Annotated in this window: 14 protein-coding genes; 4 read left to right on the top strand and 10 right to left on the bottom strand. The window is 66.1% G+C overall.

What is annotated here, in order from left to right; genetic code table 11:
- Positions 1–96: 96 nt before the first annotated feature.
- Genes dapC through AB0O89_RS14590 form a run of 5 tightly spaced genes read right to left on the bottom strand, consistent with a single transcriptional unit; the run spans position 97 to position 3,063 of the window.
- Positions 97–1,203, bottom strand: a complete 1,107-nt coding sequence (gene dapC / locus AB0O89_RS14610) for a succinyldiaminopimelate transaminase (protein WP_363499049.1) — start codon at positions 1,201–1,203, stop codon at positions 97–99.
- A gap of 16 nt (positions 1,204–1,219) precedes the next feature.
- Complete coding sequence (fdxA, locus tag AB0O89_RS14605; protein ID WP_300594868.1) at positions 1,220–1,540, bottom strand: ferredoxin; 321 nt, start codon at positions 1,538–1,540, stop codon at positions 1,220–1,222.
- A gap of 10 nt (positions 1,541–1,550) precedes the next feature.
- The gene (locus AB0O89_RS14600; protein WP_363499046.1) at positions 1,551–1,934 is read right to left on the bottom strand and encodes a histidinol dehydrogenase; all 384 of its coding nucleotides are present in this window, start codon (positions 1,932–1,934) and stop codon (positions 1,551–1,553) included.
- Between the two features lie 35 nt (positions 1,935–1,969).
- Positions 1,970–2,284: an AzlD domain-containing protein gene (locus tag AB0O89_RS14595; protein WP_300592133.1), complete on the bottom strand. Its 315-nt coding sequence runs from the start codon at positions 2,282–2,284 to the stop codon at positions 1,970–1,972.
- On the bottom strand, positions 2,281–3,063 hold the full coding sequence (locus AB0O89_RS14590) for an AzlC family ABC transporter permease (RefSeq protein WP_363499043.1): 783 nt from the start codon (positions 3,061–3,063) through the stop codon (positions 2,281–2,283). Before AB0O89_RS14590 ends, AB0O89_RS14595 begins: the two co-directional genes overlap by 4 nt.
- A gap of 73 nt (positions 3,064–3,136) precedes the next feature.
- Between AB0O89_RS14590 and AB0O89_RS14585 the strand changes: the two genes are divergently transcribed.
- Positions 3,137–4,243 carry a serine hydrolase domain-containing protein gene (locus tag AB0O89_RS14585; protein ID WP_363499040.1) on the top strand — a complete coding sequence of 369 codons (1,107 nt, stop codon included), beginning with the start codon at positions 3,137–3,139 and terminating at the stop codon, positions 4,241–4,243.
- Positions 4,244–4,262: 19 nt separating this feature from the next.
- Here the strand turns inward: AB0O89_RS14585 and typA are convergent, their stop codons facing one another.
- On the bottom strand, positions 4,263–6,173 hold the full coding sequence (typA, locus tag AB0O89_RS14580; protein ID WP_363499037.1) for a translational GTPase TypA: 1,911 nt from the start codon (positions 6,171–6,173) through the stop codon (positions 4,263–4,265).
- Between the two features lie 98 nt (positions 6,174–6,271).
- A complete protein-coding gene (locus AB0O89_RS14575) occupies positions 6,272–7,978 on the bottom strand; it encodes an ABC transporter ATP-binding protein (protein WP_363499052.1) in 1,707 nt (568 codons plus the stop codon).
- Between the two features lie 62 nt (positions 7,979–8,040).
- Between AB0O89_RS14575 and AB0O89_RS14570 the strand changes: the two genes are divergently transcribed.
- Positions 8,041–8,637, top strand: a complete 597-nt coding sequence (locus AB0O89_RS14570) for a hypothetical protein (protein WP_363499034.1) — start codon at positions 8,041–8,043, stop codon at positions 8,635–8,637.
- Here the strand turns inward: AB0O89_RS14570 and AB0O89_RS14565 are convergent.
- From AB0O89_RS14565 to AB0O89_RS14555, 3 genes are all read right to left on the bottom strand, one after another.
- A complete protein-coding gene (locus tag AB0O89_RS14565; RefSeq protein ID WP_363499031.1) occupies positions 8,628–9,824 on the bottom strand; it encodes an ABC transporter permease in 1,197 nt (398 codons plus the stop codon). The genes AB0O89_RS14570 and AB0O89_RS14565 overlap by 10 nt on opposite strands.
- A gap of 2 nt (positions 9,825–9,826) precedes the next feature.
- Positions 9,827–11,362: an ABC transporter permease gene (locus tag AB0O89_RS14560; protein ID WP_331791407.1), complete on the bottom strand. Its 1,536-nt coding sequence runs from the start codon at positions 11,360–11,362 to the stop codon at positions 9,827–9,829.
- Positions 11,363–11,559: 197 nt separating this feature from the next.
- Positions 11,560–13,428 (bottom strand): ABC transporter family substrate-binding protein, encoded by a 1,869-nt coding sequence (locus AB0O89_RS14555; RefSeq protein ID WP_363499028.1) that lies wholly within the window; start codon positions 13,426–13,428, stop codon positions 11,560–11,562.
- A 137-nt stretch (positions 13,429–13,565) separates the two neighbouring features.
- On the opposite strand from AB0O89_RS14555, the gene AB0O89_RS14550 reads away from it, so the two are divergent.
- On the top strand, positions 13,566–14,405 hold the full coding sequence (locus AB0O89_RS14550; RefSeq protein WP_363499025.1) for a CPBP family intramembrane glutamic endopeptidase: 840 nt from the start codon (positions 13,566–13,568) through the stop codon (positions 14,403–14,405).
- A gap of 193 nt (positions 14,406–14,598) precedes the next feature.
- A complete protein-coding gene (locus AB0O89_RS14545) occupies positions 14,599–15,570 on the top strand; it encodes a hypothetical protein (protein WP_363499022.1) in 972 nt (323 codons plus the stop codon).
- The last annotated feature ends 126 nt before the right edge of the window (positions 15,571–15,696 follow it).

Genomic DNA, 15,696 nt, shown 5'->3' with positions numbered 1-15,696 from the left:
GGGCTGGATCCACTTCTACAATCACCACAGGCGACACTCCGCGATCGGAGCCCCACCCATCAGCAGGATCGAAAGCAACCTGCCTGGACATCACACCTAGCCGGCGCGGAGGCGATGCGCCGCGGCGGCGATACGTTCATCGGTTGCCGTCAAAGACAGCCGGACATGGCGTGTGTGCTGTGCCCCATAGAAGACACCAGGCCCCACGAGGATGCCGTGCTGCGCGAACCACTCGACGGAGGTCCAGGCGTCCTCATCGCGCGTGAGCCACAGATACAGTCCGGCTTCGCTTCGTTCGACACGGAATCCCGCCTCCTCGACAGCGGGTCGAAGCAGCTCGCGCCGATGCCGGTAGAGCTCGCGCTGCTCGGCGACGTGCGTGTCATCGCGGAGAGCCGCGGCCATGGCAGCCTGAACAGGTGCGGGCGGCATCAGCCCCAGGTGTTTACGAGCTGTCAGCATCCCGTGAATGATCGCGGTGTCACCGGCGACGAAAGCTGCACGGTATCCGGCAAGGTTCGACTGCTTGCTCAGCGAATACACCGACAAGATCCCGGTGTTGTCCCCGTCGGTGACGCGGGGGTCTAGCGCGGACGGGATCGTCTCACGATCCCAGGGCGCATCCCAGCCGAGCTCGGCGTAGCACTCGTCGCTCGCCAGCACCGCACCGAGTTCTCGCGCCCGTTCACGGGCGACACGCAGCGCAGCAGCATCCAGAACCGCCCCGTCGGGGTTCCCCGGCGAGTTGACCCAGATCAGCCGCGTGTCCTGGGGCCACTGGGTCGGATCGTCGGAAGCGATCGGCGTCGCCCCCACGACTCGTGCGCCGACCTCGTAGGTCGGGTATGCCGCAACCGGATGCACAACGACGTCTCCCGGTCCAAGACCCAGGAGCAGCGGCAGGAGCGCGACGAGTTCCTTCGACCCGATGGTCGGGAGCACAGCGTCAATCGTGAGTCCCGGAACTCCACGACGACGCGCGTACCAGTCGACGATCGCCTCCCTCAGCTGAGGCGTGCCGACGGTCTGCGGGTAGGCATGAGCATCGGTCGAGGCGGCGAGAGCTCGCGCGATCACCTCAGGAGTCGGATCTACCGGCGAACCGATCGAAAGATCGACGATCCCGTCCGGGTGCGAGCGGGCCTGCGCGGCGTAGGGCGCCATCGCGTCCCACGGGTAATCGGCCAGGTCGGCGACGCCCATCCGTCGAAGCCCGGGATCAGTGGTTCTGCGGAGGCAGCTCGGCAATGATCGGGTGATCCTTGGGGATCACCCCGACCTTGGCGGCTCCACCGGGCGAGCCAAGGTCATCGAAGAACTCGACATTCGCCTTGTAGTAGTCCTGCCATTCCTCGGGCAGGTCATCTTCGTAGTAGATCGCCTCAACGGGGCACACGGGCTCGCACGCACCGCAGTCGACACACTCATCCGGGTGGATGTAGAGGCTGCGTTCCCCCTCATAGATGCAGTCGACGGGGCACTCGTCGATGCAGGCACGATCCTTGACATCGACGCACGGAAGGGCGATCACATACGTCACAGAAGCAAGTCTAGTCGGCTGCCTCGGCCGCCCGACCGCGATCGACACGCTCGGGCCAGGCGACGACCAGGGCCGTCACGAGGGGAAGCCACAAGGTCCACACGACACCCAGAATCGACTGCGGCACGATCACCGAGCCACCGGCTCCGGTTCCCGAGAGCACGATTGTGATGCCCATGGCACCAAGCCCGGTGGCAAGCGCGGCCCACCGGTCGGCTGTCAGGAGGCGCACCGCGATGATCACTGCCGCTCCCGCCACCATCGCCAGCACGAGGCCCACCGGGATGCCGAACAGACGGTAGGCATGGCTGACGGTTCCCGCGGCCCCATAGATCGCACCGACGATCAACGCGACCACCCACGCTGCAAGGCGAAGGAACGAGAAGCGCGGCACCGCAACACTGTATCGCGGCCGTGCGGTGGGAAGGCCTAGACCGCCAGGCCCCACCACCGAAGCGCGGCGGCTACCGCAGCTGCAGCAACCACCACGACGAGGAACGGTGCGCGCAGCAGGAGCAGACCGGCAGCCACCAGTACGGCGGGGACGCGGGCATCCACCACGATCTGCTGGCCGACCCCGAGTGTTTGCACAGCGACAAGCGCGGCGAGGAGGGCGACCGTCAAGAGATCGGCGATCCGCGCGGGCCGAGGCGCCTCGAGCAAGCGGGGCGGAACGAGGTATCCGGTCACTTTGAGCGCCAGGCAGATGACCGATGCCAGCGCGATCGCACTCCACAGCGTCACGGCAGTCCCACCCGTTCTGGCACATCGTCGGGTTCATCGGGGCCTCCGGGACGAGCATCCCGATCGCTCCCCGTCCGCGATCCCCAATCGAACCAGCCGACCAGAATTGCGACCACGGCGGCGATCAGCACCGGGAGGCCGGGCATGAGCGACGGCGTCAGCACGGTAGCCACCACAGCAGCCGCGATTCCCACGACGATCGGCTGCCTCCCGCGCAGACGAGGCCATAGCAGGGCGAGGAAGGCTGCTGCGGCGGCGGCATCCAGTCCGTACGCGCGCGGATCGCCGAGCACGTCGCCCAGGAGCGCACCGACAAGGGTCGAGAGGTTCCAGCCGATGTAGATGCCGATGCCGGTGACCCAGAAGCCGACGGTTCGTGCGCGCGGCGTCGGCTGTGCGAGAGCGACTGCCGTGGACTCGTCGATGGTGAACTGCGGCGCCGCGATACGGGTGAACCGGCCGGGGGGCAGCAGGGTCGACATCCGGATGCCGTACGCGACGTTTCGAACACCCAGGAGCGCCGCCGACGCGATGGCTGCCGGGATCGCCGCGAGTCCCCCGGCTGAGACCACTCCCACGAAGGCGAATTGCGAACCCCCCGTGAACATGACGAGGCTGAGGATGCAGGTCTGCCAGACATCAAGTCCTGCGGCCACCGATAGCGCGCCGAACGAAATCCCGTAGGCACTCGTCGCGAGGGCGACGCTCAGGCCCTGGCGCCACGCACCGCGCGCGGCATCCGTTCCGTCGCCTTCCGGCGGCCCGTCGACCGGCTCCATGTCCGCCATCCTCGCAGCCCGCCGCCCCTTCGCCGCGGGACGGCGCGCTGCGAGGCCACCCTAGGCTGAAGGTATGACCCGCCACACCCGATATCGCGGGCGCATGCTCGCGGGAGCGGTCGCTGCCGCCACCATCACAGCACTCGTGTCCGGATGCAGCGCCGCGCCGCCCTCGACCCCGGTGAGCGAGGCCTTCGCCGCCGCGCTCGAATCGGCATCCGTCCCCGGCGGGGCGATCGCTATCCGCCGGGACGGTGAGACGACCGTGTACCCGGCCGGAGTCGCCGATACCGACGGCACACCCGTGACCGAGCAGACACGATTCGCCTACCGCAGCGTGACCAAGTCGTTTGTCGCGACGGTCGTGCTGCAGCTGGCCGATGACGGCATCCTGAACCTGGACGCCGCCGCGCCGACTGCCGGAAGCGGGATCGAGACGGCCGCGACGATCGATGAGCTTGCGACGATGACCTCGGGAGTTGCGAGCTACTCGACCCAGCCGGGGCTGGTCGACCTGCTGGTCGAAGACTGGACGCGCAGCTGGACCGACACCACCCTGTACAGCCTCACCGACGGGGTGCCCGAGGAGTTCACTCCCGGGACAAGCTACGAGTACTCCAACACGAACACGGTCCTGCTCGGGCAGATCATCGACACTGCCTCGGGGCTCAGCTGGCCCGAGGCAGTCGCGACGCGCATCCTGGAGCCGCTGCAGCTCGCGTCAGTCGTGTATCCGGGAAACGCTCTGCCGCCGGAGGGGACTGCGGCACCGTTCCAGGTGGATGCTGACGGTACTGTCGAGGAGCTGCCCGCTGTCCGCGCGAGCGCGTTCTCTGCCGCCGGCGGCCTGTTCGGTACGGCGGGAGACCTTGCCGCGTGGGCCGAGGCCCTCGGCGCGGGAACGCTCATATCGGATGCGGCGCAGGAGCGTCGGCTGTCGGAGTGGCGCGACACCTCCCCTGACCCGGCGAGCCCCTTCTACGACGAGTATGGTTTCGGCATCGGTCGCATCGGCGACTGGATCGGCCACACCGGCAATGGCCTCGGCTACCAAGCCCTCGCGATGTACCACCCGGAGTCCCAGACGGCTGTCGCGATCGTGCTCAATGCGACCGGACCAGACTCGGACCTGCCCGCCCACCTGCTCGAGCAGCTGGAGGAGCTGATCCTCGAGGGCTGATCCGTTTCGCCGATCGAGATCAGGCGTTGGCGTCCTGACGCTTCAGACGCGAGGCCGCGCGACCGCGTTCGGTGGCATCCAGGACGACCTTGCGGATGCGCACCTTTTCGGGGGTCACCTCAACACACTCGTCTTCGCGCGCGAACTCCAGGCTCTCCTCCAGGGAGAGCAGGCGCGGCGGAGTCATGGACTCGAACGTGTCAGCCGTGGAGGAGCGCATGTTGGTGAGCTTCTTCTCCTTGGTGATGTTGACGTCCATGTCATCGCTTCGTGAGTTCTCACCGATGACCATGCCCTCGTAGACCTCTTCCGTGGGCTGCACGAAGAAGCTCATGCGCTCCTGGAGCGCGATGATCGCGAAGGGGGTCACGACGCCCGACCGGTCGGCGACGATCGACCCGTTCTGGCGCGTCACGATCTGACCCGCCCACGGCTCATAGCCGTGCGAGATCGCGTTGGCGATGCCGGTCCCGCGCGTGGTGGTGAGGAATTCGGTACGGAAGCCGATGAGCCCGCGTGAGGGCACGATGAACTCCATGCGCACCCAACCCGTGCCGTGGTTGGTCATGTTGTCCATGCGGCCCTTGCGGGCAGCCAGAAGCTGCGTGATCGCACCGAGGTACTCCTCGGGGGCGTCGATGGTCAGGTGCTCGAAGGGCTCGTAGGTCTTCCCGTCGATCTTCTTGGTGACCACCTGAGGCTTGCCGACGGTCAACTCGAAGCCTTCGCGGCGCATGTTCTCGACGAGGATCGCCAGGGCCAACTCGCCGCGGCCCTGCACCTCCCAGGCATCCGGGCGTCCGATATCGACGACCTTGATGGAGACGTTACCGATCAGCTCGCGGTCCAAGCGGTCCTTGACCATACGCGCGGTGAGCTTGTGCCCCTTGACCTTGCCGACCAGCGGAGAGGTGTTGGTGCCGATCGTCATCGAGATCGCGGGATCGTCGACGGTGATCGCCGGAAGCGGGCGTACGTCATCCGGGTCGGCGATCGTCTCACCGATCGTGATCTCCTCGATCCCGGCGATCGCGACGATGTCGCCCGGGCCCGCGGACTCTGCGGGATAGCGCTCGAGCGCGCGGGTCTTGAGAAGCTCAGTGATCCGCGCGTTGGAGTGCGATCCGTCGTGGCGCACCCAGGCGACGGTCTGCCCCTTCTTCAGGGTTCCGTTGAACACGCGCAACAGGGCGAGACGGCCGAGGAACGGGCTCGAGTCGAGGTTCGTCACCCAGGCCTGAAGCGGCGCTTCGTCGTCGTACGACGGTGCGGGGACGTGCTCGAGGATCGCTTCGAAAAGCGGCTCGAGATCGTCGTTGTCAGGCAGCGAACCGTCGGCAGGGCGGTTACGGGATGCCGCTCCCGCGCGACCGCTCGCGTACACCACGGGCACATCCAGAAGTGCGTCGACGTCCAGATCGGGCACGTCGTCGACCATGTCGGAGGCAAGGCCCAACAGCAGGTCGTGGCTCTCCTCTTCGACGGCAGCGATGCGGGCATCCGGACGGTCAGTCTTGTTCACGAGCAGGATGACCGGAAGCTTCGCCTCCAGCGCCTTGCGCAGCACGAAACGGGTCTGCGGCAGCGGCCCCTCCGAGGCATCCACCAGCAGCACCACGCCGTCGACCATCGAGAGGCCCCGCTCGACCTCTCCCCCGAAGTCCGCGTGGCCCGGCGTGTCGATCACGTTGATCGTCACGGGCGTCTCGGTGTGGACACCGTTGTAGGTGATCGCGGTGTTCTTCGCGAGGATCGTGATGCCCTTCTCGCGCTCGAGATCGTTCGAGTCCATCGCGCGCTCTTCCACGTGCGCGTGTTCCCCGAACGAGCCGGTCTGGCGCAGCATCGCATCCACGAGCGTTGTCTTGCCGTGGTCGACGTGCGCGACGATCGCGACGTTCCGGAGGTCCGAACGGAGGGCATGCGCCATGAGGGAATCCTTGCGGGTGGGGAGGCGGCCGGGATGCCGGCGCCTTCAGGATATCTCAGGACCGCTTGCAGGCAGCTGAGCGGGCAGTCCTCGTCGCTTTACGCGGACTTCTGCTCGGCCAGGAGGGCAGCCCGCGCCTCGCGACGCTGCCGCTGCTCGGCGGGATCCGGAACCGGAACAGCCGCGATGAGGCGCTTGGTGTAGTCATCCTGCGGGTTACGCAGAATCTGCTCCTTCGTGCCCTGCTCCACGATCTTCCCGTGCTGCATCACCGCGATCCGATCAGCCAGCAGATCGACGACGGCGAGATCGTGTGTCACGAACAGCGTCGCGAACTGCTTTTCCTTCTGGATCGCCTGCAGCAGCTCCAGCACACGTGCCTGAACCGAGACATCCAGCGCGCTCGTCGGCTCGTCTGCCACCAGGACGGTGGGATCAAGGGCCAGAGCGCGGGCGATACCGATGCGCTGGCGCTGTCCCCCAGACAGCTCGTGCGAGTACCGGTTGCGGAAATCGCGCGGCAGCTCGACCAGGTCCAGTAGATCCTCGACGCGCTTGGAGATCTCCTTGCGATCTCGACCCGCGAGTTCGAGCGGCTCCCCGATCGACTCGCCGACGGGCCACCGAGGGTTCAACGAGGAACCCGGATCCTGGAACACGATCCCGAGCTTGCGGCGCACCGCGCGCAGCTCCTTGGGGCTGACCCCGACCATATCCTGGCCCGCGACGCGAAGGCTCCCCTCCGCGACCGGCACGAGACCCACGATGGCGCGCGCAATCGTCGTCTTGCCCGACCCCGACTCGCCCACAAGACCCAGCACCTCGCCGGGCTGAATCGACAGCGTGGCATCCGATACCGCTCGAAAAGCAGGGACTCGACCGCGCTTGGGGTATTCGATCGACACGTTCTCGAGGCGCAGCGCGGCGGTCGACTCGTCGCGGCGCGCTTCCTCTTCGACCCGGGCTTCGCCGAGGCCCAGGTGGGGCACGGATGCCATGAGCGCGCGCGTATACGGATGCTCGGCCGCGCCGAACACCTGCGTTGCAGGTCCGTACTCGACGACGTCGCCGTCCTTCATCACCATGACGTCGTCGGCCATGTCTGCCACCACGCCCATGTCGTGGGTGATGAGGATGATGGCGGAGTCGAGCTTGGTGTGCAGGTTGCGCAGCAGATCGAGGATCTCGGCCTGCACCGTGACATCCAGGGCTGTCGTCGGTTCATCGGCGACCAGAACGCGCGGCTCCAGCGAAATCGACTGAGCGATCATCGCACGCTGACGTTGACCACCCGACAGCTGGTGGGGGTAGGAGTTGAAGGCCTTCAGCGGGTCGGGCATCTCGACGAGCCGCAGCAGCTCGAGCGAACGCTCCTTGGCCTGCTTGCGCGTCATACCCGGGCGGTGGGTCATGAGCGCTTCGGAGATCTGGAACCCCACGGTGTACACGGGGTTGAGGGCCGTCATCGGCTCCTGGAAGATCGCTGCGATTCCCTCGCCGCGGACCTTGCGCAATGCCTCGGGGCGGGCTCCGATCAGCTCCGTACCGGCGAGCTTTGCGCTGCCGGTCACCCTGGCGCTCTTGGGCAACAGGCCCATGATCGCCATGCTGCTCGTGCTCTTTCCCGAGCCGGACTCGCCCACAACTGCGAGCACCTTGCCGGGCATGAGGTCATAGCTGACGTGCTTGGCGGCGGCCACCCAGGTCCCGCCGACGAAGAACTCGACACCGAGGTTGGAGACCGAGAGAGCCGGTCCGGAGTTCGGTACTCCCGCCTTCGCGGCTGCCCGATCCTTCCGGCCCATACGCCCGCCGGTGCGCGGCTGATCAGAGGTCATCGTTCGTTCTCCCGTGTCAGGATGGGCGCATGCCCGAACCGGTCACTCTTCGCCCCCGCGGCGGCATGATCATCGCCGCGATTGCCCTGGTGATCACGGCAGCTGCGCTGGTATTCATCGCCATAGACGGCGGCCTTCTCGACCTTGCCCGCTGGGCGTGGCCTGTCGTCCTGCTCGGCTGGGGCGCCTGGCTGCTGTATCTGCGCCCGTACGTTCGCGTTTCGGAAGGCTTCGTCGAAATCAGCAACCTCGTGCGTACGTACCGCGTGCCCTGGGGCGACATCGACAGCGTCGACTCGCGCTTCGCGCTCACGATCCGCACACGCGGTGGTCGCGTCATCCGCGCCTGGGCAGCGCCCGCGCCCGGTGCCCGACAAGCTCTTTCGACGCAGCGCGCCGACGTGACTCACACGCCCGGGGATGACGACACGCGCCGTCCGTCGGATGCCGAGGGAACCGCCTCGGGCGATGCCGCCGGCCTCGTGCGCCGCGAGCTGCAGCGTCACCGACGCGAGGGAACCGCGGCCGTTGGCCAGACCGCGCTGACGTGGCATCCGCTGCTGATCGCCGGTACCGCCCTGCTGGCCGCAGCTGCGGTGGCGAGTCTGGTCCTGCCTCACGGCTGATCACCCGGCCGATCGCCGCGGCTGTCCGCGGGCCCCGATCTGCCGCCGAGATCGGTGAACTCGTCCATATATGGCTCGTCGGAGTCGGAGGTCGGTCCCTCGACGATCGTGACAGCCTGCACCGAGGGGATCGCGGCAACGGCACGCGCGGCCTTGCGGCGGCTGGTCTTCGCTTGCTGGCGCGGGTCGAACGCATCGCGCAGGCCGTCGCCGATGAAGTTGATGCACAGGGCCAGCAGGATGATGAACAGACCCGGCCACCAGAACAGCCACGGGCGCGTACGGAACGCTTCGCGGTATTCCGAGATGATCTGACCGAGTGAGACATCCGGGTACTGGATGCCGAAGCCGAGGAAGCTCAGCGCCGCCTCCGTCAGCACCGCCGCACTCATGAGCAGCGTCGTATTGACGATGATGACACCGACGGCATTGGGCAGGATGTGGCGGAAAATAATGCGCGCGTTGCTGGCACCCGCGACTCGGGCGGCATCCACGAACTCGCGTTCTCGGAGTGAGAGGAAATCGCCGCGCACGAGACGTGCGAGGCCCGTCCAGCTCAGGATGCCGAGGAACAGCCCGAAGACGAAAGCGTTGCCACCGAACAGCTTTCCCATGATCGAGCCGAGCACGATGATCGGGATGATGATGATGACGTCGGTGAATCGCATGATGAGCGAGTCCGACCAACCGCGGAAGTATCCGGACACGGCACCGAGGCCGACGCCGACGACCAGCGACACCAGGCCGACGAGGAACATCACAGTGATCGACTGCTGCGTGCCGCGCATGACCTGCGCGAATACGTCCTTACCGAGGGTGTCCTGGCCGAAGGGGTGCTCGCCGAGGCTGAACGGCCACCACGTGATCGTCGGCGCCCCACCGTTGACGACAGGGTAGGCGGTCCACCAGTTCAGGGGCCACCAGCCCTCGATGCGCCAGCCGTTGATCGTGAGGGTGCCCGACGCGTCGGCTTGCAGGGAGCCAGTACCGCCGATGACGGTGCCGACCGACGTGAAGGCCAGCAGGATGATGAGCACCAGAACGATGAGGGCCGTCATCGCCAGCTTGTGGCGGAAGAACCGGCGGCGCACCAGCGCCCCCTGGCTCATGCCGGCGACGGCCTTCTGTTCGATCGTCTGCTCGGAGCCCCGGTCCTGGGGTGCATCTGTGGGTGTCGAAGTCGCCATGGTCAGTTCACCCGGATCCGTGGGTCAAGAGCGGAGTAGAGGAGGTCGGCGATCAGGTTGAAGATCACGGCAAGGACACCCGTGACGACGAAGAAGCCCATCACCAGGTTGACGTCACCCTTTTCCAGACCGTCGACGAACAACGACCCCATGCCCTTCCAGGCGAAGATCGTCTCGGTGATCACCGCACCACCGATGAGCGCGCCGATGTCGAACGCGATGATCGTCGCGATCGGGATCAGCGCGTTGCGCATCGCGTGGCGAACGACGACGGTGCGTTCGGTGAGACCCTTGGCCCGCGCCGTTCGCACGTAGTCCTGGTTCATGACCTCCAGCAAGCTCGAGCGCGTGTACCGGGTGTACGCGGCGATCGATACGACAGCCAGAGCGATCGTCGGAAGGATGAGGTGCGAGAACCCGTCCAGGATCTCGAACCACATGTCGCCCTGCAGCCCAGGGGTACGCGACCCGATCGTCGCGATCACCCCGCTCTGCGGAATGCGCTGAACGTAGTCGGGGTAGACCAACAGCACCCGGTCGATGACGATCACGAAGAAGGTGATGAAGCTGACGATCGCGGCAGTTCGCGCGGCTTCCCGCTTGCCGTCGCCTCCGACGATGATGCCGACGACGATGCCGATGCCGATCGCGGCGATGCCGAGCAGAATCAGCATCCATCCCTCGGGGACGTAGAAGAACAGGTACTGGAGCGGGAAATAGAGGGCGATCCAGATTGCGACGGTAATCAACGACGCCAGCAATGCGCGGCGGTTGGCAAGACCCGTCGAAATGGCGGTCACCCCGACAGCTGCGCCGACACCCGTGACGATGATGCCGATAATGCCGATCGTGGGCGTGGAAAACCAACCGGTGATGCCGAGGAACCACAGCAGACCGCCCGCGGCGACGAATGCAGAGCCGAATGTGATCAGCCGGGTCTTCCATGAACCCCCGAGGAGGCTCATGAACACGACCCCGGATATCAGGCCGGTTATGAGGATGGCGAGCCAGGTCACGTTCGGATCGGCCAAGAACTCGTTGAAACGGATGGCACCGAACTCCTTCAGGAGCACGGCGACCCAGAAGATCGGGAGGGAGTAGACGATGAAGGTGAGGAACGTGACCGTGTAGTCGAATCCGCTGTACTGGCGAAGAGCCGTGAGGATGCCGATCGTGACGCCGACGAGGATGGCGATGATCGTCGCAGCGGTCACGAGCTGGATCGTCGATCCAGCGGCAGAAGCGAGTGCTTCTGTCACCGGCTGGTTACCGCGCGTGTATGAGAGTCCGAGGTCGCACTGCAGAACGAGGCACTTGGCCGCGCCGCCCAGCCAGGTGAAGTACCGGACGACCGGCGGAAGGTCGAGATTGAGGATCTCGATCCGATAGGCGATCTGCTCTTCACGGTTGGGGGCGCTGCTCCCGCGCAAGTCGCGGAGCGGGTCGCTCCCGATCGCCGTGAGCGTGTAGACGATGAACGATGCGACAAGGAGCACGAGCAGGATCGCGCCCAGTCGCCTGAGGAGAAACGTCAGCACGTTCGGCCTCGCGGGTTCGCGGACTCAGGTGTCATGGATGTTCCGTTCGGGGCAGAGCTTTGCCCAAAGGTACTACGGCATGCCGTGTCGCGGCCGGTCGCCGCGACACAGCTGTGGGCGCCGAGGAGTCACCTCGGCGCCCACGCTAGTTGTCGACTTCGGGGGAAGCGGCTGAGCCGCTTCCCCCGAAGGAGGGATCAACCCTCAGATTCGACCGGGGCCCACTCCCAGAAGTTCCAGAAGTAGTCCGGGCTCAGCGGCATGGCCTTCACTCCGGTCACGCGGTCGCTCGAGACGAGCAGGCCGGGGAACTGGAAGATCGGGATCGTGACGGCATCCGACCAGATACCCGTCTCGGCCTGGTTGAGCAGGTCGGTCTGGGCGTCGTAGTCCGACGTGACGTTCAGCGTCTGCAGTGCGGACGTGACGTCCTCGTTGCAGTAGCCGTTGTAGTTGCCACCCTTCGTGTCCGGAGCCGCGAAGTCGTAGCAGGCGTAGATCTGGTCCGAGCCACCCACGGCGAGGCTGGTCTGCGACCAGGCGAAGATCGTTGCGTCGTGCGGGTTGATCGGGTTGATCGACGGGTCGGTGAACTCCCAGTTCGGCTCGCTCTGGTCGACGAGCTGGAAGCCCGCCTGAGCAGCCGAAGCCGAAATCAGCTCGAACTCCTGGCCACGACGGACGTTGCCCTCGGGGTACCAGAAGCCGACCTCAACCGGCGTGGTGACACCGGCGTCGGCGAGGAGCTGCTTGGCACCCTCGATGTCGACATCCGTGTAGTCGGCCGAACCGTTGTCTGCGGTGAGGATCGGGTAACGAACCGTGTCAGCCGCGCTCACGAGGTTCGCGTTGCGGACCACGGCGTCGGGGTTGAGCGGAACGATGATCTTGTCGACGATTTCCTGGCGCGGGATCGTCTTCAGGAACGCCTGGCGAACGGCAAGAGCCTTCGCCTCGTCGCCACCGTAGGTGGCCGGGTCGAACGGGCCGCCGTTGTTGACGGTCAGGTCGACGTGCTCGTGCGAGGCCTGGACACCGGTCTGGACCTCGGCAGTCGAGATACCCTCGGCGACCTGGAGGATGTCAGCGGTGGGCTGGCCCGTCCAGATGTCGAGCTCGCCGGCCTCGAGGGCCTGCAGGGCGGTGGTGGAGTCGCCGATCGCACGAACAGTGATTCGCTCGAACTTCGGCGAGGGGCCCCACGTGTAGAGCGGGTTGGCGACGAGGGTCGTGTACTGGTCCTCAGCCGTCTCCTCGATCGTGTACGCACCGCTGGTCAGGGCAGCAGCGGGGCTGTCCGGCAGCGAAGTGTACGCGTACGCGTCGCCCCACGCGGTGCCGAGAGCGTCGAGGACTGCGTCGTCACCGGTGGTGATGGCATCCACGACCTTCTGCTTCGCGGTCTCGGCGAAGCTCTTGGCTGCCTCGCTGTACTTGTCCCAGTCGCCCTGCTCGCCCGAAGCCGAGTAGGTGTCCCAGGCGGCCTGAACGTCGGCGTACTCCTCGGGGAACGCGAGGGCGTACGTGCCGTGAGCCGACACGCCGAGGGGGTTCACGAGCTCCCAGTCCACGTAGGGCTCGTCGTAGACGAGGGTGATCGTCTTGTCGCCGGTCTCGGGCGTCTGGGTGATCAGGTTGTAGCCGGTAGTGGCAGCGGGCGAGAACGCGTCGCTGACGTTTCCGGAGATCGCCGCCCACTGCAGCAGCATGTCGGCCTCATCGATCGGCACACCGTCGGACCACACCGCGTCAGCAGTGATCGTGTACTCGACCGTCAGCGGGTCTTCGCTGACGACCTCGTAGGAACCGAAGTCGGTGTTGCGCACCCACTCAGGGGTGTTGTTGTAATAACCGAACGTGGTGTCGGTCATGTACTTGATGTTGCCGTTGGCCGTGTTGTTACCAGCGGAGCTGTCGTCGTTGAAGTGGAAGAAGCCTTCGTTGTAAGCAACGGTGACCTCGGAGTTCTCCACGACATCCGACTGGTAGGGGTTGCTGCAGCCGGCGAGCACGAGTGCTCCCACCGCAACGACGCCTACGCCCGCCGCAAGACGTGCGATCTTCACATTTCCTCCTGTGCAAGGGGTTATGTGCCGGGGGCATGAGTGACCCCGGCACGGATGGGAAAACCCTAAGCGCGAGCTGTGAGTTGTTCAAAACCTGAGGCCGAAAAGTTACATACCCTTAACTCGGTGGGAGTTGCATGTGGCAATCTGACAAGGTGCACCCCCCGAAGCGGCCTCCCGTTGTTAGCGAAGTGCTGAGCGTTTCGCGCGTTGACGGGCAAACACGTAAGCGGCTGACCTGGGAGGTCTGGATCGTCCTGGCGATCACCGTCGGCCAGTCGGCGGTGTACAGCATCCTGTCGTTCACGCGGTCGCTCATCCGGGCCGCGCAAGAGAACCAGACTCTGGCGCAACAGCAGACCCAGCTCAACCCGAATCGGGACGCCGAGGCGCTGTGGAACGCCCTATACCAGTTCCTCAACATCTTCTTCGGGTTGGCGCTGGTGGCGCTGGTCATCTACCTGCTGTGGGAGCCGGGGTCCAATGCGCTGCGGCGGATCGGTCTGGACTTCTCGCGGTTCGGTGGCGATGTCGCCCGGGCGCTCCTGCTCGGCGCCGCTATCGGCATCCCGGGTCTCGCCCTCTACGTCGCGGGCCGCGCGCTCGGAATCACGCTTCAGGTGAGCGCCTCGCCGCTGGATGCCGCGTGGTGGACCGTTCCGCTGCTGATCCTTGCGGCGCTACGGGCGGGACTGACCGAAGAGGTCATCTTTCTCGGGTACATGTTCGATCGCCTCCGCCGGTTCGGCTGGAACTGGTGGGCCATCATCCTGACCACGGCCGGTCTTCGCGCCGCGTATCACGCCTACCAGGGCTTCGGCGCGATCGTCGGCAACTTCGCGATGGGCGTCGTCTTCGGCTGGTGCTACCGCCGGTGGGGTCGGGTCATGCCGCTCGTGATCGCCCACACCCTTATCGATATCGTGGCCTTCATCGGCTACCCCCTCGCGGTGACCCTCTTTCCCGGCGTCTTCTAGCCCCCCCCCGATGCCGTGAGACACAGCCTGGCGCGACACACGGATGTCCGTCCGTCGCGCCACTGCACGTCTCACGACGGAGGCCGATCGGCGAAGGGGGCGGCGGCCTCTCCACGCGGCGGGGAAAGTGCAGGTTGTCCACCGAGGAAGCCTGAGGCGCAGGCTGAGAGCGGAACACAACTGAGCATGAAGGATGCCATCCAAGCCCGCGATTGCTCCGAGTCCCGTTGTCCTTCACATTGCATCGGATGCCGCACCGACAGCCCGCCCGCGTGATGACCGCACGCTGGTGCCCGTGCGACACGGCGTATGGGCGGATGCGGCGGCCTGGCGCGCTCTCGCGCCGTGGGATCGCTACCTCGCACGCGTCCACGCCGTCGCGCGGCTCCGACCGGACGCGTTGTTCTGCCGTGAGTCTGCCGCTGCCCTCTGGGGTCAGCCGATATTCGGCGAACCTCGCGACATCCATCTCCTCGATGGCCAGGCGACGCGCTCGCACCGGGTAGGCGATGTCGTTCGACACGCGAGCCTCACGACGCCGCGTGTCGTGGAGACAGGGGGCCTCCTGCTTACTGCTCCGGCTGACACTGCCGTCGCCCTGGCCCGCGCCCTTCCGCCAGCGTGGGGCTTGGCGGCCGTGGACGCGACAATCGGCACGCGTCAACTGGGTCTGTGCACCATCGCGGAGATTCGTAACGCGTTCTTGCTGCAGGTGGATCGCCGTCACCGCCGCCGATGCGCATGGGCCATTGAACACGCCGATCCACGCTCCGAGAGCGTCGGCGAATCGGTCAGCCGTGCGGTCATCGGCTGGCTGGGGTACGAGGAACCTGAGCTCCAGCATCCGTTCCAGTTCGAGGGGCATAACGATCGTTGCGACTTCTTCTGGCCACGCTCCGGCATCGCCGGCGAGTCCGACGGATACGGCAAGTACCGCACGCCCGCAGACCTCGTCGCGGAGAAGCGCCGCGAAGACCGCCTCCGTCGACACCTGCGCGGCTTCGCGCGCTGGGACTGGAACGACGCCATGCGCGCCGAGCCCCTGCGACGAACGCTCGAGGCCAGCGGCGTGCCCCGCATCCGCCCGCCCGACCCGACCATGCTCGCCACTCTCAACACTCACTCACACCGCCCGAGACGGAACCTGGCGCGTGAGGCGGGCTGACGTTTCCCGCGCCAGGTTACGTCTCAGCGGGGCTAGGTGTGATGTCCAGGGACGTTGTTGCGTGAATCGAGTGTGATCTGCTGACGGACGAAGGCCTCCCGTTGCGAGAGTGGAGCTGTCTAGGAA

Origin of the sequence: Microbacterium sp. NPDC076895, assembly GCF_040687115.1 — a bacterium.
GTDB lineage: Bacteria > Actinomycetota > Actinomycetes > Actinomycetales > Microbacteriaceae > Microbacterium.
The sequence above is the reverse complement of the archived record's forward strand: the minus strand, read 5'-3'. Positions and strand labels throughout refer to the sequence as shown.